The organism is Nocardia sp. NPDC050435 (assembly GCF_040655395.1).
Taxonomy (GTDB): domain Bacteria; phylum Actinomycetota; class Actinomycetes; order Mycobacteriales; family Mycobacteriaceae; genus Nocardia.
Genome location: NZ_JBFAJW010000004.1, coordinates 656644 through 679971, shown reverse-complemented (window position 1 = coordinate 679971; position 23328 = coordinate 656644). Strand labels below are relative to the sequence as shown.

General features: G+C 73.0%; 2 protein-coding genes. Both read right to left on the bottom strand.

Translation table 11 applies throughout. From position 1 onward, the window contains the following. Positions 1-25: 25 nt before the first annotated feature. Positions 26-232, bottom strand: coding sequence for an MbtH family protein (locus AB0I43_RS15420; protein WP_356973400.1), 207 nt, complete (start codon positions 230-232; stop codon positions 26-28). After that, the gene (locus AB0I43_RS15415) at positions 229-23307 is read right to left on the bottom strand and encodes a non-ribosomal peptide synthase/polyketide synthase (RefSeq protein WP_356973399.1); all 23079 of its coding nucleotides are present in this window, start codon (positions 23305-23307) and stop codon (positions 229-231) included. The genes AB0I43_RS15420 and AB0I43_RS15415 overlap by 4 nt, the downstream gene beginning before the upstream one ends. Positions 23308-23328 lie beyond the last annotated feature (21 nt).

Below are 23328 nucleotides of genomic sequence, written 5' to 3'. Positions count from 1 at the left end.
CTATTCCTGAATTCGGAGCGACGTTCTACGGATTCTGTTCGATCAGGCTCTTCGGGCGCATATCCACCCAATTGCGCTCGACATAATCCAGGCAACTCGCCCGATCACCACTGTGCACGGCGTCCCAGCCGTCGGGAATCGGCACGTAGTCGGGCCAGAGCGAATGCTGTCCCTCGTGGTTCACCAGAACCGCGAACCGGCCGGATTCGTCGTCGAAGGGGTTGGAGCTCATGGATTCATCCTTTCCCTGGTGCTGTCGGTGGTGCTGGCGAAACCGGCGTGCCCGGATTCCTCGAGATATCCGCGCAGCGCGACCGCGATCTCGGCCAGCGCGTCGGGCGACCCCATGTCCACGTGCGAGCAGGCGACGAAACGCTCGTCGACCGCGCCCAGCACGACCGCGCGCCACGGATCCGCCCCCGGAATCGGTTGCGGCCGTTGCGCGCTGTCGGCCGCGGTGTCGTGCACCGTCGCGGTGAAATAGAGCAGATCGCCCGCGTACGGCCGGGGCCGGAACCCGTATCCCATGCTGGTGCCCGCGAGATAGCCCGCGTAGAGCCGCTCCACGTGCGCCGCGCTGAGCGAGCCGAACGGCCCCTGGTGTTCGTGCAGCAGCTCGGCCGCCCGTTCCGCGGAGACGTTCTCCGCGGCCAGGGCGGAATCGCCGAGCAGAGCCGCCAGCAGTTCGCCGGTGCTCGCGTCGGCGATCTCCGGCTCGTCGGCCAGGATCCGGCTGTCCAGCATGGCCAGCAGCTCCACCCGGTCCCCGGAGCGCTCGAGCTGGGTCGCGATCTCGTAGGCGATCAGACCGCCCAGCGACCAGCCCACCAGATGGTAAGGCCCGTGCGGCTGAACGGCTTTCATCTCCCGGATGTACCGGGTCGCCACCTCCTCGACCGAGTCCAGACCCGCCGCGTCCTCGGTCAGGTGCGGCAACTGCAGGCCGTACACCGGCCGGTCCGCCTCCAGGTGCGGCAGCAGCCCGGTGTAGCTCCAGGCCACGCCGCTGACCGAGTGCACGCAGAACAGCGGCGGCAGCGTGCCCGCCGGCCGGATCGGCAGCATGGTCTCGAAGGCCGATTCGATCACGGCCGCCGCGCCCGCGGTGTTCCCGAGCCGCACCGCGACACCGGCCGGCGTCGGATCCAGGAACAGCGCCTGCATCGGCACCTCGACACCGTGCTCGTCGCGCAGCACGGCGACCAACTTCGTTGCCAGCAGCGAGTTTCCGCCGAGTTCGAAGAAGTTGTCGTCGGCGCCGACCGTGTCCAGGCCGAGCACCGCGCCGAACGCCGCGCACACCAGCGCCTCGGCCGGGCCGGCCGGCGCCCGATAGCCGGCGCTGGCCAGCAGCTCCGGCGCGGGAAGCGCGGCACGATCGAGCTTGCCCGCCGGCGTCAGCGGCAGCGCGTCGATCACCATGATCGACTGCGGCACCATGTAACCCGGCACCCGCTCGGCGACCTGCTGCCGCAACTCCGCCGGAGACGGTCCGGCCGCCCCGGCGCAGCAGACATAGGACGCCAGAATCGCGGCGCCGCTGTCCAGTTCGACGCCCAGCGTCGTGGCCGCGGTGACGGCCGGATGCGCCACCAGGGCCGCGTCGATCTCGCCGAGTTCGATGCGGAAACCGCGGATCTTCACCTGATCATCGCCGCGGCCCAGGTATTCCAGCTCCCAGCGGCCGTCCCGGTCCACCCAGCGGACCAGATCGCCCGTGCGGTACATGCGCTCGCCCGGCCCACCCAGGGGGTTGGCCACGAAGCGCTGCGCGGACAGGCCCGGGCGGCGGTGGTAGCCACGGCCGAGCGCCGCGCCCGCCAGGTACAGCTCACCGGCCACGCCGCGCGGCACCGGTCGCAGCCGCGAATCCAGCACCGCCAGGGCGAAACCGCGCAGCGGTGCGCCGATGGTCACCGGGGCTCCGGGGCGCAGCGGCGCGCTGATCGTGGCGGCCACCGTGGCCTCGGACGGACCGTAGGCGTTGAGCATGCTGCGCTGCGGCGCCTCGGTGTCACCGACCCAGCGCCGCACCAGCTCCGGCCCGGTCCGGTCGCCGCCGACCATGATCATCTCGAGGTCGTCCAGCCCCTCCGGCGCGACCGTGGCCAGCGCCGCGGGCGTGATGAAGGCGTGGCTGATCCGCTCCTGGCGCAGCAGGGTGCGCAGCGCGTCACCGCCGTACACCGAGGCGTCGGCGAGCACGGCGGTCGAGGCCGCGCTCAGGCTCAGCAGCAGCTCCAGGATCGCCGCGTCGAAACTCGGCGTCGCGAAGTGCAGCACCCGGGCCGCCGGTGTGACCCCGCAGCGTTCGGCCAGCTCCGCCGCGAAATTCGCGATACCGGCGTGGGTGACCACGACACCCTTGGGCACGCCGGTCGAGCCCGAGGTGTAGATCAGGTAGGCCGGGTGCGCGTAGGACAGCGGGCGCCGTTCGTCCTGCCGCAGCGGCGTGTCCGGCATCGAGCGCACCGCCGCCGTCAGCGCCGGATCGTCGAGCACCAGCCACTGCGGCCCGTCCGGCACCGCCGCACGGCAGGCGGCGACGGTGAGGCCGACCGCGGCCTGGGAGTCGGACAGCATGTGCTGCTGGCGTTCCCGCGGATAGGCGGGATCGACCGGCACGATCGCGGCGCCCGCCTTCTGCACGGCCAGCAGCGCCTGGATCGAGCTCACCGACCGCGGAATGCCGACCGCGACATAGGATTCCGGGCCGATGCCACGCGCGATGAGCACTCGGGCGAGCCGGTTGGTCGCGCGGTCCAGCTGCGCGTAGCTCATCTGGACCTCGTTGTCGCGCACGGCGATTCCGCCCGGAGCGGTCGCCACGGCGGCGGCGAACAGCTCGGGGAAGGTCGACGGCGGCACCGCCGCCGGCCCGCGGACCGGGGCGAGCTCGGCCAGCTCGGCGTCGTCGAGCAGTTCGATGTCCCCGACCGGCCGCTCCGGGTCGGCCACCACCGCCGTGAGGATCGCCACGAGCCGCTCGGCCAGCCGCTCGGCGGAGGCCGCGTCGAACAGGTCCGTCGCGTAGGTGACGCTCAGGTCCAGCGCGCCCGCCACCGCGGCCGATTCGGCGACCGTGAACTGGAGATCGAACTTCGCCGTGTCCAGCGGCGGGTCCTCCGGCAGCACCTCGACGCCGCCCAGTTCCGGCAGACCCGGCCGCGCCGCGTGCACCGAGAGCATCACCTGGAACAGCGGGTGATAGGCGGCCGAACGGCTGGGCGCGAGCGCGTCGACGAGCCGCTCGAACGGAATGTCGGCGTGCGCGAAGGCATCCAGATCGGTTTCGCGGACCCCGGCCAGCAACTCGGCGAAGGACCGGTCCACCGCGACCGGCGTGCGCAGCACCAGGGTGCCGACGAACATGCCGACCAGCCGTTCCAGCTGCGGATCGGTGCGCCCGCCGGTCGGCGTGCCGACGGCGATGTCGCCGCTTCCGCTGAGCCGGGCCAGCAGCACGGCGAGCGCCGCGTGCAGCGTCATGAAGACGCTGGCGCCGTGCCGGCGCGCCAATTCCCCGATCGCCGTGTGCAACTCGGCCCCGATCCGGGCCTGCACCGTGGCGCCGCGCTGGGACGGCACCGGCGGACGCGGGCGATCGGTGGGCAGGGCGAGCACATCCGGCAGCCCGGCCAGCGTCTCCGTCCAATACGCCACCTGCCGTGCGGCGAGGCTGTCGGGATCCGTGTCGCTGCCCAGGATCTCGTGCTGCCAGAGGCTGAAATCGGCGTACTGCACCGGCAACGGCGTCCAGGTGGGCGCCGTGCCGTTGCGCCGGTCGGCGTAGGCGGCCGCGAGGTCGGCGGCCAGCGGCCCCATCGACGCGCCGTCGGCGACGATGTGGTGCACGACCAGCACCAGCAGGTGCTCGTCGGTGCCGATCCGGAGCAGCCTGGCCCGCACCGGAATCTCCTGCGCGACATCGAACCCGAGCGTGGCGAAGGAGTGGACGAACTCCTCGGCCGCCGCTCGCTCCAGATCCATCAGCGGCAGCGTCGCCGGATCGCCGGCCACCACCTGGTGCGGGCCGTCCGCGTCCGCGGGGAAGCGGGTGCGCAACGACTCGTGCCGCGCGACGACGTCGCCGAAGGCGCGGCGCAGCGCGCTCACGTCCAGCGCGCCCCGCAACCGCAGCACCAGCGGAATGTTGTAAACGCCGCTGGCGGTGTCGAATCGGTTCAGCAGCCACAGCCGCTGCTGCGCGGCCGAGAGCGGGATCCGCTCCGGTCGCGGCCGGGCGGTGAGCGCGACCTGCGGTCCGTGCCCCGCCGCGCGGGTCCGATCGATCTCGGCGGCCAGCGCCTCCGGGGTCGGGTGCTCGAAGACCGCGCGCACCGGCAGGCGGCAGCCGGCGGCCGCGTTGATCCGGCCGATCAGCTGGGTGGCGGAGAGCGAGTTCCCGCCCAGCTCGAAGAAGCTGTGATCGGCGAAGACCTGCTCCAGCCCGACCACCTCGGCCATCGCGGCCGCGACCAGACGCTCACCCGCCGTGGCGGGTTCGCGGCCGGTGTCGGCGACGGACCAGTCCGGCTCCGGCAGCGCGCGCCGGTCCAGCTTGCCGTTGGGGGTCAGCGGCACGGTGTCCAGCAGCACGAAGCGGGACGGCACCATGTGCGCCGGCAACTGCCGGGCCGCGCCGTCGCGCAGCTCCGCCTCGGTCAGCGTGTGACCGGCCTCGGCGACGGCGTAGCAGACGATCTGCGCCCGGCCGCCCCGATCGTCACGCACCTCGGTGTGCGCGAGATTCACGCCCGGGCAGGCGGTGATCACGGCCGTGATCTCGCCCAGCTCGATGCGGAAACCGCGCACCTTCACCTGGTCGTCGGTGCGGCCGACGAACACCAGATCGCCATTGCTGTTCCAGCGCACCAGATCTCCGGTGCGGTACATGCGCTCGCCGGGACCGGCGAACGGGTTGGCGACGAACCGCTCGGCCGAGAGACCGGGGCGGCGGTGATAGCCCTGCGCCACGCCGACGCCGCCGACGTAGAGTTCGGCCACCACGCCCGTCGCCACCGGCCGCAGCCGGGCGTCGAGCACCATGGCGCTTACCCCGCGGATGGGGCGGCCCAGCGCGATCGGCCGATCCGCGCTCAGCGGCTCGGAGAAGGTGGTGGTGATCGTCGCCTCGGACGGGCCGTAGCCGTTGACGAACTGGTGCCCCCGGGTCCACCGCTCGACCAGGTCGCGGTCGAACGCCTCGCCGCCCACCACCAGGGTGCGCAACTCGGGCAGCGGCCAGCGCTCGGCGTCGATGCTCGCCAGCGCCGCGGGCGTGATGACCGCATGCGTCACCCGCTCGGCGTCCATCAGCTCCGCGAGTTCGTCGCCGCCGTAGATCTCGGTCGGCACGATCACCATGGTGGCGCCCGCGCACCAGGCCAGCAGCAGTTCCAGCACCGCCACGTCGAAGCTCGGCGAGGCCAGATGCATGGTGCGCGAACGCGATCCGACGCCGAAGCGGCGGCGCTGCACCTCCGCGCAGTTGAGCACGCCGCGATGCGGCACCGCCACGCCCTTGGGCAGGCCGGTCGAGCCGGAGGTGTAGATGACATAGGAGACGTCGTCCACCAGCAGCGTCCGGGTCCGGTCGCGCTCCTCGATCGGCGCGGAGCTGTGCCCCTCGGCCGAATCCACCGGCACCCAGTCGATCTCGAGATCAATGGGCAACTTCGACCGATCGCGGTCAACGGTGAAGCCCAGGCGCGCACCGGAATCGGCGAGCATGTGCCGGATCCGATCGGCCGGGTGCCGCATGTCCACGGGCAGGAACGCCGCGCCCGCCTTCGCGATCGCGACGGTACCCACCACCGACTCGATCGAACGGGACAGCCCGAGGGCGACGACGTCACCCGGACCCGCACCGCGCCCGATCAATTCGCGCGCCAGCCGGTTCGACCAGGCGTCCACCTCGGCGTAGGTGAGCGAGCGCTCCCCCGACACCAGCGCGACCCGCGTGCCGTCGGCCGCGGCCCGCGCGAACAGCTCCGGCATGGTGATCGCCGCCGCCGCCGCGGAGCCGCGCGCCGGGGCAAGAGCCGCGCGTTCCCAGGCGCTGAGCAGGTTCGCGTCGCCGACCGGGGCGCCCGGCTCGGCGAGCAGCACCTGCAGCAGCCTGGTGAACCGGCGGCTGAGCCGGTCGGCGGTCCGGGGCTCGAACAGATCGGTGGCGTAGGTCAGGCACATCTCGATGCCCGCCGGATCGCCCTCGATGGTGTGCGATTCGGTGAAGGTGAATTGCAGATCACACTTGGCCAGGCCGGGATCGACCGGGAACGGGTCGACCGTCAGCGCCGGCAGCTGCACGCTGGGCTGGGCCATATTCGTCAGCGACAGGCTCACCTGGAACAGCGGGTGGTGCGCGGTGGAGCGCATCGGGTTGAGCACCTCGACCAGCCGCTCGAAGGGCAGGTCGGCGTGTGCGAAGGCGTCCAGATCGGCCTCCCGGACCGCGCCGAGCAGGTCGGTGAAGCTCGCCGAGCTGTCGACCTCGGTGCGCAGCACCAGGGTGCCGACGAACATGCCGACCAGATCGTCCAGCGCGCTGGCCCCGCGTCCGGCCACCGCCGTGCCGATGGCGATGTCGGCGCTGCCGCTCATCCGGGCGGTCAGCACCGCCAGCACGGCGTGCAGCACCATGAAGACGCTGCTCTCCTGCGACCGCGTGAATTCCACGAGCCGCCAGTGCAATTCGGCGTCGATGCGGGCGTTCACCGAATCCGCGCGGTGCGAGGCGACCACCGGCCGCGGCCGGTCGACGGGCAGCTCGAGGCACTCCGGCAGCCCGGCCAGGCGGGTGCGCCAGTAGCTCAGCTGCCGAGCCGCGACGCTGGCCGGATCGTCCTCCGCGCCCAGCAGCTCACGCTGCCAGACACTGAAGTCCGCGTACTGCACCGGCAGCGGCGGCCACTGCGGGGCCGTGCCGTTGCGCCGGGTTTCGTAGGCGGCCACGAAGTCCCGGGCCAGCGGGGCCAGCGACCAGCCGTCGGCGGCGATGTGATGGATGACGAACACCAGCACATGGCTGTCCGACCCGAGCGCGAGCAGCACCGCGCGCACGGGCAGCTCGACCGTCAGATCGAAACCGGCCCGGACGAACTCGGCCGCGTCGGCGTGCGCCGACTCCGCGTCGGAGACGATCCTGGTGAACGGCACCGTGATCGCGTCCGCGGGCACGACGCGCTGGTGCGGACCCGCGGCGTCCTCGTCGAAGACGGTGCGCAGCACCTCGTGCCGGGCCACGATGTCGGTCACCGCCGCCCGCACGGCCGACTCGTCGAGCCGCCCGGTCAGGCGCAGCCCGGCGGCGATGTTGTAGGCGCCCGAGGCGGTGTCGAACCGGTTCAGGAACCACAGGCGCTGCTGGGCCAGCGACAACGGCACCCGCTCCGGCCGCCGACCGGCGACCAGCGGCGGCCGCCCGTCCCCGGCCGCCGGAGCCTGATCGAGCAGCGCGGCAAGCGCTTCCGGCGTCGGGTGCTCGAAGACCGCGCGCACCCGCAGCTCCTGGCCGGTCACCTCGGCGATACGGGCCACCACCTGGGTGGCCGAGAGCGAGGTGCCGCCGCGTTCGAAGAAGCCGTCGTCGGCGCCCATCTCGCAGCCGAGCACCTCGGACATGATCGCGGCCACCGTCGATTCGGCGGCGGTGGCCGGCGCGCGGCCGGCCTCCTCCGGGGCCCAGTCCGGCTCCGGCAGCGCCCGGCGATCGAGCTTTCCGTTGGGCGAGAGCGGAATCGAGGCCAGGTACACGAAGACGGCGGGCACCATGTGCACCGGCAGCCGGCTCGCCACCGCCTCGCGCAGCGCCTCCGGTTCGATGCCGGTGTCGGCGACCACGTAGCAGACCAGTGCCGGGCGGCCGCCGCCGTCGGGCCGGACCTCGGTGTGCGCGAAGCGAATTCCGGGCACATCGGCCACGGCGGCGGTGATCTCGCCGAGCTCGATGCGGAAACCGCGCAGCTTGACCTGATCGTCACCGCGGCCGACGAACAGCAGTTCCCCGCCGACGGTCCAGCGCACCAGATCGCCGGTGCGGTACATGCGCTCGCCGGAGGTCGTGGCGTAGGGGTTGGCCACGAAGCGATGCGCGGTCAGGCCCGGTCGCCGGTGGTAGCCGCGTGCCAAGCCGTCGCCACCGATGTAGAGATCGCCGACCACGCCCGGTGGCACCGGCCGCAGCCGGTGATCCAGCACCACCATCGTGGTGCCGCGGATCGGACCGCCCAGCACCACCGTGTCGCCGACGTCCATCGGATCGGAGATGGCGCTCATGATGGTGGTCTCGGTCGGGCCGTAGCCGATGATGAAGTTGCGGCCCTCGGCCCACCGCGCCACCAGTTCGGTGCCGACGGCCTCGCCGCCGACCGCCAGGTACTGCAGCGCGGGCAACGGCCAGCGCCGCACGTCGATGCTGGCCAGTGCCGCCGGGGTGATGAACGCGTGCGTCACGGCTTGCTCGGCGAGCAGGCGAGCCAGTTCGTCGCCGCCGTAGACATCCGGCGGCACCACGATCATCGTCGCACCCGCGCTCCAGGCCAGCAGCATTTCCAGCACCGACGCGTCGAAGCTCGGGGACGCGAAATGCAGGGTGCGACTGCTGGGCTCGAGCGCGTACCGCTCGCGCTGCTCGGCCGCGAACCCGGCCAGGCCGCGGTGGGTGACCGCGACCCCCTTGGGCACACCGGTCGAGCCCGAGGTGTAGATCAGGTAGGCGACGTGGTCCGGCCCCAGGGACCGCACCCGCTCCCAATCGCTCACGGCCGCGGCCGAATCGAACCGCTCCAGCTCCGCGAGCCGCAGCCAGCGCACCTCGCCGGGCAGCGCCGCGAGCGCCTCCTCCGTGCTGACCCCGAGCCGGGCGCCGGAATCGGCGAGCATGTGCCGGATCCGGTCGGCCGGGTAGCGCACGTCGACCGGCACGAAGGCGGCGCCGGTCTTGGCCACCGCCAGCGTGGTGAGCACCGACAGGGACGAGCGCGACAGCCCGACGGCGACCATGTCGCCCGGACCGACGCCCGCGGCGATCAGCGCCCGCGCCACCCGGTTGGATCGTTCGTCCAGCTCACCGTAGGTCAGGACCGCGTCGTCCGCGACCAGGGCGATCTGGTCGCGCGAGGGCGCGGCCGCGGTGAACAGCTCGGGCAGGGTGGCCGGGACCGCGCCCGTCCGGCCGCGCGCGGGTGCTAGCAGGCCGCGCTCGGCCGCCGTCAGCAGTTCCGCGTCGCCCACCGGGCGGTGCGGGCGGCCGGTCAATCCGGCCAGCAGGCCGGTCAGCCGGGCGGTGAGCCGCTCGGCCGTCTCGGCGTCGAACAGATCCGTCGCGTAGGTCAGGGTGAGCTCGATACCCTCGGGATCCCGGTTGGCCGAACGGGATTCGGTGAAGGTGAACTGCAGATCGAACTTGGCGACGTCGGTGGCGATGTCCTGGATCCGCACCGCCACCCCGGCCAGGTCCGGCGGCGCGGGCATCTCGTCGTGCACCGAGAGCATCACCTGGAACAGCGGGTGGTGCGCGGTGGAGCGGGCCGGTGCGAGCGCCTCGACCAGCCGCTCGAAGGGCACGTCGGCGTTGGCGAAGGCGTCGAGATCGATCTCGCGCACCGCGGCGAGCAGATCGGCGAAGGTCTGCGCCCGCGGCACCGGCGTGCGCAGCACCAGGGTGCCGGCGAACATGCCGATCAGCGCGTGCAGTCGCGCGTCACCGCGGCCCGAGATCGGCGTGCCGATCGCCACCTCCGTCGTGCCCGCCATCCGGGCCAGCAGCACCGCCAGCACCGCGTGCAGCACCATGAACAGGCTCACGTCGCTGTCGCGCGCCACCCGGACGAGCGCGGCGTGCGTGGCCGCGTCCAGCTGGGCCGACACCACCGCACCGGAGTGCGTGCGCACCTCGGGCCGGGGCCGATCGGTGGGCAGTTCGAGGCACTCGGGCAGATCCGCCAGCGTCTCGCGCCAGTACCCGAGCTGGCGGGCGATGGTGCTCGCCGGATCGCTCTCGGCGCCGAGCGCGCTGTGCTGCCAAACACTGAAATCGGCGTACTGGACCGGCAATTCCTCCCAGCTCGGCAGTTCGTGCCGCTGCCGGGCGGCGTAGGCCCGGGCCAGATCGAGCGCCAGCGGCGCCGCCGAACCGCCGTCTGCGGCGATGTGGTGGATCACGACGACGAGCACGTGCTCGTCCGCGCCGAGCCGGAACAACTCCGCGCGCATCGGCGCCTCGACCGCCAGATCGAAGCCGGTCGACGCCGCGACCGCCAGCCGGTCGTCCAGTTCGGCCGCGCTCACCTCGGTCACCGGCAGCGCGGCCGCCAGATCGGCGGCCGCCAGGATGACCTGGTGCGGCCCCGCGGCGTCCTGCGGGTAGATGGTGCGCAGCACCTCGTGCCGGTCCAGGACGTCGCCCAGCGCGGCGTGCAGCGCGCCGGTGTCCAGCGCGCCGTGCAGGCGCAGCGCCAGCGGGATGTTGTAGGCGCCCGATTCGGCGTCGAACCGGTTCAGGAACCACAGCCGCTGCTGCGCCGGGGCGAGCGGAATCCGTTCCGGCCGCTGCCCCCGGCCGAGCGCGGGAAGCAGCGAGACATGCTGTGCCAGAGCGACATCCACCACCCGAGCGAGCCGCTCGGGCGTCGGATGCTCGAACACCGTCCGGACGCCGAACTGGTGGCCGGTGGCGGTGGCGAGCTGGGCGACCAGCCTGGTGGCCGAGAGCGAGGTGCCGCCGAGTTCGAAGAAGTCGTGATCGGCGCCGACCCGCGCGCAGCCGATCACCTCGGCCATGGCCGTGGCGACCAGGACCTCGCTGGCGGTTTCGGGCTCCCGGCCGGTTTCGGTGGGCTCCCAGTCCGGTTCCGGCAGCGCCTTGCGGTCGAGCTTGCCACTCGGCGCGCGCGGGATGTCGGTCAGCGTGACCACCGCGGAGGGCACCATGTACCCGGGCAGGCGCGCGGCGGCGTGCTCGCGCACCGCGCGCGCGTCCACCACGCCGCCGTCGGCGGCGACCACGTAGCTCACCAGCCGGGCGGAGCCGCCCGGATCGTGGCGGACCTCGGTGTGCGCGAAGCGGATTCCGCGCATGGCCGCGACCGTCGTGGTGATCTCGCCCAGCTCGATGCGGAAACCGCGCACCTTCACCTGGTCGTCGCCGCGACCGACGAACACCAGCTCTCCGGCGGGCGTCCAGCGCACGAGATCACCGGTGCGGTACATGCGTTCGCCGGGTCGATCGCCCCACGGATGGGCGACGAACCGCTGCGCGGTCAGATCGCGGCGGCCGACATAGCCGCGCGCCAATCCCGCTCCCGCGACGTACAACTCGCCGGGCACGCCGACCGGGACCGGGCGCAGACGCTCATCGAGCACCAGCACGGCCGCGCCGCGGATCGGGCCGCCGAGCACCACCGGGCGGCCCGCCGTCAGCTGATCCGACAGCACGGGCGCGACCGTCGCCTCGGACGGTCCGTAGGCGTTGTACATGGCCAGGCCGGGGGCCCAGCGCGCGACCAGGTCCGCGCTCACCGCTTCGCCGCCGACGATCAGGCAGCGCAGGCGCGGCAGCGGGCGGGCGGTCGCGTCGATGCTGGCCAGCGCCGCCGGCGTCAGGAACGCGTGCGTCACCTCCGCCTCGGCCAGCACCGCGGCGAGTTCGTCGCCGCCGTAGACGTCCGGCGCGACCACCACCATGGTGGCCCCCGAGCCCCAGGCCAGCATCAGTTCCAGCACCGAGGCATCGAAACTGGGCGAGGCGAAATGCGCTGTCCGGCAATCGGCGTCGATGCCGTAGCGGTCGCGCTGTTCGAGCGCGAAGGCCGCCAGGCCGCGGTGCGCGACCGCGACGCCCTTGGGCACGCCCGTCGAGCCGGAGGTGTAGATCACGTACGCCACATCGTCGACGTGCGTGCCACGCGTCCGGTCCGCGTCGGTGATCGCCGCGGCCGAGATCTCCGGCCCGGGGTCGTCGGCGAGATGCCAGTCGATCGCGACATCGGCGGGCAGCAGCGCGCGATCGGCCGCGACGGTGACGCCCAGGCGCACCCCGGAATCGGTGAGCATGTGCCGGATCCGGTCGGCCGGATGGCGGACGTCGATCGGCAGGTACGCGGCGCCGGTCTTGGCGATCGCCGTGGTGGCCACCACCGATTCCAACCCGCGGCCCACGCCGAGGGCGACGACCGTGCCCGGGCCGGCGCCGAACCCGATCAGCTTGCGCGCCAGCCGGTTCGACCACTCGTCGAGCTCGCGGTAGCTGAGCCGGCCGTGCTCGGCGATCACGGCCGTGCGCGTGCCGTCACCGACCGCGCGCGCGAAAAGCTCGGGCAACGTCCGGCTTTCGCCGCCGTCCGCGCCGCGGACCGGGCACAGCGCCCGGGCTTCCTCGGGGCTGAGGATCGCGACGTCGCCCACCCGCGCGGCGGGATCGGCCAGCACCGCGGTCAGGACCCGCAGGTAGCGCGTCAGCAGGCCGTGCGCGGTCGCCTCGTCGAACAGATCGGTGGCGTAGGTCAGGCTCAGCTCCAGGCAGTCCCCGCCCTCCGGCGCGGCCGGCACCCGCCCGAAGACGAACTGCAGGTCGAACTTCGCCACCGCGGCGTCGAAGCGCGGCACGTCGAAGGTCAGCCCGGGGATGGTCAGGGTGGGCGCGGCGAAGTCGTCGAGCGAGAGGCTGACCTGGAACAGCGGGTGATGCGCGGTCGAGCGCTGCGGATTCAGCGCCTCCACCAGCCGCTCGAAGGCCAGGTCCGCGTGCGCGTACGCCGCGAGGTCGGTCTCGCGCACCTCGTCCAGCAGCTGCGCGAACGCGAGCTCCGGGGTGACGGCGGTGCGCAGCACCAGGGTGCCGACGAAGGCGCCGACCAGGGGCTCCAGGTCGGTCTCGGTCCGGCCGCCGAAGGGCGTGCCGATCGCGATGTCGTCGGCGCCGCTCAACCGCGCCAGCGTCACCGCGAGCGCCGCGTGCAGCACCATGAACTCGCTGACCCCGTGCGCGCGAGCGAATTCGCCCAGGCGCGTGCGGGTTTCCGCCGCCACCCGGCTGCGCACGGTGGCGCCGCGATGGGTGGCCCGGGCCGGGCGCGGCCGGTCGGCCGGCAGCTCGAGGCAGTCCGGGAGCCCGGCGAGCCGGGTCCGCCAGTACCGCAGCTGCCGTGCCGCCAGGCTGTCCGGATCGGCTTCGTCGCCGAGCAGTTCGCGCTGCCAGAGCGTGTAGTCCGCGTACTGCACCGGCAGCGGCGCCCAGCTCGGCGCGACGCCGGCCGCGCGCGCCCGGTAGGCCGCGCTCAGGTCGGCGGCCAGCGGCGCCAGCGAGCCGCCGTCCAGGGCGATGTGGTGCACGACCAGCACCAGGAAGTGCTCGTCGTTGCCGGTGCGCAGCAGTTCCGCGCGCAGCGGGAGCTCCGAGGTGAGCGTGAAGCCGGCCTCGGCGCAGACCTCGATCTGGTAGTTCACTTCGAGCGCGCTGACCTCGGTCTGGGTCAGCTCGAACACGACCTCGCCCGCGGGCACGATCACCTGGTGCGGGCCGTGCTCGTCCTGCGGGTACATCGTGCGCAGGACCTCGTGGCGGGCCACGACATCGGTCAGCGCGGCCTGCAGCACCCGCGGCTCCAGTTGCCCGCGCAGGCGCAGCACCGCGGGGATGTTGTAGGTCCCCGACGCCGGGTCCAGCTGGTTCAGGAACCACAGCCGCCGTTGCGCCGAGGACAATTCGATGCGCGCCGGGCGCGGCGCGGCGCACAGGACCGGGCGGCCGTCGGCGGCCGCGGTGAGCCCGTCCAGCAGTCGCGCCAGCGCCTCGGGGGTCGGGTGCTCGAACACCTGCCGCACCGCCGGGCGCGGGCCGCCGGCCCGCGCGATCCGCGAGACCAGCTGGGTCGCCGCCAGCGAGTTGCCGCCGATGTCGAAGAAGCTGTGGTCGGCGAACACCTGGTCGATGCCGACGACCTCGGCCATCGCCCGGGCGACCAGGGCTTCGGTCGCGGTGGCCGGGGCGCGCCCGGCGTGCACGACCGACCAGTCCGGATCGGGCAGCGCCCGCCGGTCCAGCTTCCCGCTGGGCGCCAGCGGGAGCGCCGACACCGTGACCACCGCGGCGGGCACCATGTAGCCGGGCAGCCGCTCGGCCACGTGCGCCCGCAGCGCCCGCGTGTCCAGCTCGCCGCCGCCCTGCGGGCGCACGTAGGCCACGATCTGATTGCGCCCGCCGTCGTCCCGGCGGACCTCGGTGTGCGCGAAATCGAGTCCGGGGAACGAGGATACGGCCGCGGTGATCTCGCCGAGCTCCACCCGGAAGCCGCGAATCTTCACCTGGTCGTCCACGCGACCGGCGAAGATCAGCTCGCCGGCGGCGTTCCAGCGCACCAGATCGCCGGTGCGGTACATGATCTCGCCGCCGCCCCAGGGCGCGGCGACGAAGCGGGCGGCGGTGAGCCCCGGTCGCCCGAGATACCCGCGCGCCACGGCCGGACCGCTGAGGTAGAGCTCACCGGTGGCACCGGACGGCACCGGATGCAGGCGCGTATCCAGCACCGCCAGCCCCGCGCCGCGGATCGGATGGCCGAGCACGATCGGCTCCTGCGGCAGCAAGGGCCGCGAAACGGCAACGGCGACAGTCGCTTCGGAGGGACCGTAGGCGTTGATCATGCGGCGGCCGGCCGCCCAGCGGGCCAGCAGGTCGGCGCCGAGCGCGTCGCCGCCCACCGCCAGGCCGCGCAACTCCGGCAGCGGCCACCGCTCGGCATCGATGCTGGCCAGCGCGGCGGGCGTGAGGAAGGCGTGCGTGATCCGTTCCGTGTGCAGCAGTTCGGCCAGTTCGTCGCCGCCGTACACCTCGGGCGGCGCGATGACCAGCGCCGCGCCGCACTGCCAGGCCAGCAGCAGTTCCAGGATCGAGGCGTCGAAACTCGGCGAGGCGAAATGCACTGTGCGGCAGCCGCGCACGGTACCGATCCGCTCGCCGAGATCGTGCGCGAAGTCCGCGAGGCCGCGGTGGGTGACCGCGACGCCCTTGGGCGTCCCCGTGGAGCCGGAGGTGTAGATCAGGTAGGCGAGATCGGCCGGAGTCTGCGGCGCGCGCCGCTCCGCGTCGGTCACCGGCTGGTCCGGCAGCTCCGCGATCTGGGCCGCCACCGCCGGATCGTCGAGGCAGATCCAGTGCACGCTGCCGGGCAGCTCGGCCCGGTGCTCGAGCACGGTCAGCCCGATCTGGATCCCGGCGTCGGCGAGCATGTGCCGCTTGCGCTGCTCCGGATACGCCGGGTCCACCGGGAGGAACCCGGCCCCGGTGCGGGTCACCGCGAGCACCGCCGTCACCGATTCCACCGACCGCGGAATGCCGAGGGCGACAATGGCTTCCGCCCCGACACCCTGTCCGATCAACAGGCGGGCCAGCTGATTGGCCGAGCCGTCGAGCGCGCCGTAGCTCAGCTCCCCGCCGCGGAAGCGCACCGCCGGGGCGGCCGGGTCGGTCGCCGCGCGGTCGAAGATCGCGCCCAGCGTGGCCGGCTCGCCCGGGTCCGCACCGCGGACCGGCAGCACCGCCTCGGCCGGCGTCAGCACCGGCAGATCGCCGACCGCCGTCGCCGGGGCCGCCACCGCGGCCGACAGCAGCCGCAGGAACCGATCCCGCAGCGCCGCCGCCGAATCGTCGTCGAACAGATCGGTGGCGTAGTTCAGGTGCAGTGCGATGCCGTCGGGTGTTCCGGTGGCCGTGCGCTTCTCGATGAAGGTGAACTGCAGATCCCAGCGCGCCACCCCGGTGTCCAGCGGCGCGGCGGCGGCCGGGCTCAGCCCGGTCAGCCGGACCTGGTCGGAGACCGCGTCGTGCACCGAGAGCATGACCTGGAACAGCGGATGGTGCGACCGCGAGCGCACCGGGGCCAGCTCGTCGACCAGCCGCTCGAACGGCAGGTCCGCGTGGCCGAAGGCGTCCAGGTCGGTGTCGCGCACCGCCGCCAGCAACGCCTGGAACGCGGCGTCGCCGCGCACCTCGGTGCGCAGCACGACGGTGCCGACGAACATGCCGATCAGATCGTCGAGCTGCGGCTCGGTGCGGCCCGCGACCGGTGTGCCGATCGCGATGTCGGAACCCGAGGAGAGCCGGGCCAGCAGCCCGGCCAGCGCGGCGTGCAGCACCATGAAGACGGTGACGCCGTGCTGTCGCGCGAGCGCCACGACCGCGGCGTGCAACTGCGCGTCGAGGGTGGCGGACACGCTCGCGCCGCGATGCGAGGCGGTGTGCGGGCGCGGCCGGTCGGCCGGCAGTTCGAGGCAATCGGGCAGGTCGGCCAGCCGGCGGGTCCAGTATTCGAGCTGCCGCCCGGCCACGCTGCCGGGATCGGTCTCCGACCCCAGCACCCGCTGCTGCCACAGCCCGTAGTCGGCGTACTGCACGGGCAGCGCCGCCCAGCCGGGTTCCGTTCCGGCACAGCGTGCTTCGTAGGCGGCGGTGAGATCGCGGGCGAGCGGCGTCAGCGACCAGCCGTCGGCGGCGATGTGGTGGATCACCAGCACCAGCTGATGGTCGTTCTCGGCGACCCGGATCAGGGCCGCCCGGATCGGCAACTGCTCGCTCAGCTCGAAACCGCCGGTCGCGAAGTCGGCCGCGTCGGTATCGACGGTGCCCGGCCCGGAGACGATGTGCGCCACCGGAACCGACGCCTCGGTGACCGGCAGCACCCGCTGGAACGGGCCGGCCTCGTCCTCGGGGAACACCGTGCGCAGCACCTCGTGCCGGGCGACCACGTCGTTCAGAGCGGCGCGCAAGGCGGCGCGGTCCAGGCGGCCGGTCAGGCGCAGGCCGAGGGCGATGTTGTAGGCCGCCGAGGACGCGTCGAAGCGGTTGAGGAACCACAGGCGGCGCTGGGCCGCCGAGAGCGGCAGCCGCGGCGGCCGCGGCGCGGCCACCAGCGCGGGCGCACCGCCCGACCCGGCCAGCGGTTCCAGCAGCGCGGCCAGCGCGCCCACCGTGCCGGCCTCGAACAGGGCCCGGACCTCGACCTGGGCGCGCAGCGCGGCGCTGAGCCGCGCGGCCACCTTCGCCGCCAGCAGCGAGGTGCCGCCACGCGCGAAGAAGTCGTCGTCGAGGCCGATCCGGTCCACACCGAGCACCTCGGCGACGGTGCCGGTGACGGTCTGCTCCAACGCCGTCACCGGCGCCCGGTACCGGGCCTCGCGGAAGACCGGCGCGGGCAGCGCCCGCCGGTCCACCTTGCCCGTCACGGTCATCGGCAACCGGTCCAGCACCATCAGCGCCGCCGGAACCATGTAGGCGGGCAGCACATCCGCCAGCCGCGCGCGCAGCTTCTCGGCGTCCGGCGTGTGCCCCGGCGCCGGGGCCAGGTAGGCCACCAGGCGATCGCCGTGCTGCGCGTCGTGATGGGCGACGACCACCGCCGCGGCCACGCTCTGCTCGGCCAGCAGGGCGGCCTCGATGTCGCCGGGCTCGATGCGGAACCCGCGCACCTTGACCTGGAAGTCGGTGCGCCCGTGGTACCGCAGCCCGCCCTCCGCCGTCCAGGCGGCGAGATCGCCGGTGCGGTACATCCGCCCGCCCACGATCGGATCGAACGGGTCGGCGACGAAACGGTCGGCCGTCAGCGCCGCCTGCGCGACGTAGCCGTGCGCCACCTGGGTGCCCGCCAGATAAAGCTCACCCACCACACCGGGACCGACCGGGCGCAGGCGCGCGTCCAGCACGTAGGCCCGGACGTTCCACTCCGGTCCGCCGATCGCGACGGTCTCGGTGTCTTCCGCCGTGACCAGGTGCGCGGTCGCGGACACCGCGACCTCGGTGGGCCCGTACAGGTTCCACAGCCGCGCGCCCGGGTGCGCGGCGCGGAAGCGCTGCGCCAGGGCCGCCGGCAGGGCCTCGCCGATGGCGAGCACCAGGCGCAGCGAGTCCGGCAGCGGCGGAGCGTCGGTCAGCAGCGCCGTGAGCATCGAGGGCACCAGGTGCAGCACCGACACGCGCTGCGCGGCACAGAGCCGGGCGAGATAGGCCGGGTCGCGATGCCCGTCCGGCGCGGCCAGCACGGTGCGCCCGCCGCTGAGCATCGCCGAATAGAACTCCCATACCGACAGATCGAAGGTCGCGGCCGTCTTGAGCAGCACCGCGTCCTCGGCGCCGAGCCCGAAAGTCTGCTGCTTCCAGAGCAACTGGTTGACCACCGCGCGGTGCGGCACCGCCACGCCCTTCGGGCGGCCGGTGGAACCGGAGGTGAAGATGACGTAGGCGGTGTTGCCCGGGCGCAGCGGCGCGCGGCGCTCGCCGTCGAGCACCGGGTACGGCGGCAAAGCCGACAGGTCCAATGCCGCGATGTCCACGATGCGCGCGTCCGACTCCGGCAGTGTGCTCGGTCCCGCCGTGAGCACACACCGCGGGTCCGCCGTGGCGAGGATGTGGGCGAGCCGCTCGGCGGGCTGCCCCGGATCCAGCGGGACGTACACACCGCCCGCCGCCACCACCGCGTACATGCCGATCATCAGATGCTCGGAGCGGGGCATGGCCAGCCCGACCCGCACTTCGGGACCGACGCCGAGCTGGATCAGATGCCGTGCCAGGCGGTGCACGGACTCGGAGAACTCCCGGTAGGTCGACGCCACCGGCGTGCGCTCGGTGCCGTCGTCGACCACCAGCGCGATCGCCGCGGGCGTGCGGGCGGCCTGGTCGGCGAACAGGCCGGCCAGCGTCTGCTCGGCGTCCACCGGATACTGGGTGTCGTTCCAGCCGTGCAGGATTCGAGACAGCTCCGCCGCGTCCACCAGGGGCAGATCGCCCACCGGAAGATCGGGTTGCGCCGCGGCTCCGGCCAGCACCCGGCCCAGGCCCTCGGCGAACCCGGCGACGGTGCTCTCGTCGAAAAGGTCACGGCTGTAGACGAAGTGGCCGTTCAGTCCGGCCGGCGCACCGGCCGCGTCGTAGTGATCGGTGAGCACCAGCTGCAGATCGAACTGCGCCACACCGGTTTCGATCTCACTGCCGTGCACCCGCAGGCCCGGCAGCTCGGCCTCGAGGCGACCGAGGTTGTGGAAGGAGAAGCCGATCTGCACCAGCGGGTGCCGGGCGGTCGACCGGACCGGGTTCAGCTCCTCCACCAGCCGTTCGAACGGCAGGCGCGCGTGCGCGAACGCCGCGACGTCGTGCGGACGCTGCGCGGCCAGCAGGGCACGGAAGCTGTCGCCGCCGCGCACCTGCGCGCGGAACACCACCGTGTTGACGAACATGCCGATCAGATCGTCGAGTTCGCGCTCGCCGCGACCGGCCACCGGTGTGCCCACCGCGACGTCGGCGCTGCCCGAGAGCCGGGCCAGCAGCACGGCGAAGCCCGCGTGCACCGCCATGAACAGCGTCGCGTCGCCGGCCCGGGCCAGTTCCAGCAGCCGGGCGTGCACCTCGGCGCCGATCGACACCTCGACCTTCGCGCCGCGGAAGCTCTGGGTCGCCGGGCGCGGCCGGTCGTAGGGCAGGCCGAGTTCGTCCGGCAGGTCGGCCAGCCGGTCCCGCCAGTAGCCGAGCTCCTGGGCGAGCACGCTCGCCGGATCCTCGGCGGCGCCGAGCAGTTCGGTCTGCCAGAGGCTGAAATCGGCGTATTGCACCGGCAATTCGGCCCAGGTCGGGGCCGTGCCGGAACGGCGCGCCTGGTAGGCGTGCGAGAGGTCGCGCAGCAGCGGCGCCAGCGACCAGCCATCGGCCGCGATGTGATGCAGCACCACCGCGAGCGTGTGCTCCTGCGGCGCGGTGCGCAGCAGGAGCGTGCGCAGCGGAGCCTCGGTGGTCAGATCGAAGCCGCGGTCGGCGAACGTGCGCAGCCGGGCCTCCAGGTCCGCGGGCGCGACCTGCACCGCGTCCACGCCGGGGGTGGCCTGCGCCACGGGCAGGATCTGCTGGTGCGGCCCGTCCGCGCCGTCCGGGAAGACCGTGCGCAGCGATTCGTGCCGGGTGACCAGATCCGTGACCGCCGCGCGCAGCGCCGCGACGTCGAGCTCGCCCCGCATGCGCACCGCGAACGGAATGTTGTAGGTCGCGGCGTGATGGTCGAAGCGGTTGATGAACCAGAGCCGGAGCTGGCTCGGCGACAACGGAATCGGCGCCGTGCGCGCCCGCGCCGTCAGCTGCGGTACTCCCGCCTCGGGGGCCAGCCCGGCGACCCGGTCCGCCAATCCGGCGACCGTGGACTCCTCGAGCACCAGCCGCACCGGCACCGTGACGGCCAGCGTCGCGCCGATGCGGGCCGCGACCTGGGTCGCACTCAGCGAATTGCCGCCGAGCGCGAAGAATCCGTCGTCCAGGCCGACTCGCTCGAGCTCGAGCACCTCGGCCACCGCCCGCGCGACCGCGCGTTCGGCGGGTGTCGCGGGCGCGCGGTAGACCGCGGTCTCGGCGACCGGCTCGGGCAGCGCCCGGCGATCCAGCTTGCCGTTCACCGTCAGCGGCAGGGCGTCCAGGGCGACGCAGGCGGCGGGCACCATGTACTCCGGCAGGCGCTCGGCGACCGCGGCGCGCAAACCTGGAATGTTCAGCGCGGCGCCGGGTTCGGGAACCAGATAGGCCACCAGCCAGGTGTCGCCGGCCGGGCTCTCCCGGGGCACCACCGCGACCTGCCGCACCGCGGGCGCGGCCAGCAGCGCGGCCTCGATCTCGCCCAGCTCGATCCGGAAACCGCGCACCTTCACCTGATCGTCGGCACGCCCGAAGTACTCCAGTTCACCGGCGGCGGTCCAGCGGCCGAGATCACCGGAGCGATAGAGCCTTTCGCCCGGGGCACCGTAGGGGTCGGCCACGAACCGCGCCGCGCTGAGCGCGGGCCGGCCCAGGTAGCCGCGCGCCAATTGCGCACCGCTGACATAGATCTCGCCGGTGACGCCGACCGGCGCGGGTCGCAACCGGTTGTCCAGCAGCAGGATTCCCAGACCCGGGATGGCACGGCCGATTCCGCCGCCGCCGGTCTGCGCGTCCACCCGCTGCAACGCCCGGTAGCTGACGTGCACCGTGGTCTCGGTGATGCCGTACATGTTGACCAGCTGCGGCGCCGTGTCCGGGTGGCGGCCGTACCACTCCCGCAGCCGCCGGGTGTCCAGCGCCTCGCCGCCGAAGATGATGTAGCGCAGCGACAACGGCTCCGCGGCGGCCGCGGCGCGGTCGACCGGGATCAGCTGATAGAACGCCGACGGAGTCAGGTTGAGCACCGTCACCCGCTCCCGCCGCAGCACCTCGAGCAGGTCCGCGGGCGAGCGCGAGGTCTCGTAGTCGACGACGACCAGGGTGCCGCCGTGCAGCAGCGGGCCCCACAGCTCCCAGACGGAGAAGTCGAACGCGTAGGAGTGGAACAGCGTCCAGGTGTCCTCGGCTCCGAAACCGAAGCGCGAGGCCGTGTTGGCGAACAGCGCCACCACGTTGCGGTGCGGAATCTGCACGCCCTTGGGGCGGCCCGTCGAACCGGAGGTGTAGATGACGTAGGCGATGTGCTCCGGCGTGAGCGGGGCGAGCCGCTCGGCCGCGGTGAACGGCGCGACCGGACCGGCCCAGTCGAGGCCGTCGGTGTCGAGCACCGGAACCGACTCGGGCCAGGCCAGATCCAGGCTCGCGGCGGTGAGCACGCAGGCGGGCCGGGCGTCGTCGAGCATGTAGGCGATGCGGTCGGCGGGGTAGGCGGGATCGACCGGCAGGTAGCCCGCGCCCGCCTTGATCACGGCCAGCAGCGCCACCACCAGGTCGGCCGAGCGCGGGAGTGCCACCGCCACCAGGGTTTCCGGGGCGACGCCGTGCTCGACGAGGCGGCGGGCCAGGAGGTCGGCCCGCTCGTTCAGTTCCCGGTAGGTCAGTCTGACGGGCCCGCACACCACCGCCGTCGCGTCCGCGTGCGCGCGCGCCATCGCGTCGAACAGCTCCGGCAGCGTCTCCCCCGGCGTCGGGTCGGCCGGGGTGCGCGCCCAATCCCGCAGCAACAGTTCGCGTTCGGCCGCGCCGAGAATATCGAGTTCCGACACCACCGATTCGGCGGCGGTGCCCAGGAAGGTGCCCAGGAAATCCAGGAAACGCCGGTGATGGGCCTGGAGTTCGTCGGCGGCATAGCGATCCGCGTTCGCCAGGAAATCGACGAACAGTTCGCCGTCGCCCGCGCCGTTGTAGACATTGATCGACAGATCCGCCACCGGCCCGGTGGACAGCAAATGCATGGTGGCCTCGGATTCGGCGAACCGAATACCATTGTGGAACAGCATGAAATTGATGACCGGGCCGAAGAATTCGCGCTGGTCGCCCACACCGCGCCGATCCCGCAGCATGTCCTCGTGGCGGTAGCGCTGATGCTGCAACGCCTCCTGGATCCGCGAATTCACCTGCGCGACCAATTCCGCGACGGTCGCCGCCGGATCCACGATGACACGCAACGGCACCACGTTGGCGACGTAACCCGCCGACATGCGCAGCTGCGGGGTGGTGCGCGCGGTCACCGGCAGGCTGAGGGTGACCTCGCTGCGGCCGGTCACGGCCGCCAGGTAGGCGGCCACGCCCGCGGTGAGCAGCGCCGGGCGCGAAGCGGCGAAACGTTCCCGGACCGCGGTCAATCCGCTCGTGTGCGCGGCGTCGAGCAGACCGCTGGCGGTGAGCCGGTGCTTGCCCGCGGCGCCCTGGCGGTCGCTCAGCGTGGTCGCCGGGCCCATGCGATCCAGCAGCGCGCGCCAGAACTGCTGGTCGCGGCCGAAGTCCGCGGAGCCGCGGTAGGTCTGCTCGGCGTCGTAGATCGACCGCAGGTCGTGCTCGGGCGCCGGTGCGGGCTCGCGGTTCCCGACGAGCGCGCTGTAGTGCTCGGCGATCCGGGCGACCAGCAGCATCGCGCCGTAACCGTCGATGGCGATGTGGTGCATCTTGGCGTACCACAGGAATTCGCGGTCGCCCACCCGTAGCACCGCGCTCTCGATCAGACGATCGGCGGTCAGGGCGATCGGCGCGGTGACGTCCTCGCGCATCCAGTGCAGGGCCGCGGCCCGCGGGTCGTCGCAATCCCGGAAATCGTGCCGGTCGATCACGAACGGCAGATCCGGACCGATCACCTGCTGGGGCGTGCCCGCGACCTCCACCAGTCGCAGCCGCAGACTCTGCAGATCGATGGCACACAGCCGCATCGCCTGTGCGAGGACGTCCGCGTCGAACTCGCCGCGCACATCCACGTACTGCGCCACGGTCAGTGGCGCGTCCGGGGTGATGTGCTGCGCGTTCCAGATACCCGTCTGCGCTTCCGACAAGGGGAAGCACAGCGTGTCGTCTGCTGCGTCACGACCTGCGGGCTGCGAGGCCAGTGCGGTCACGAAGGCACTCCAATCGCCGAT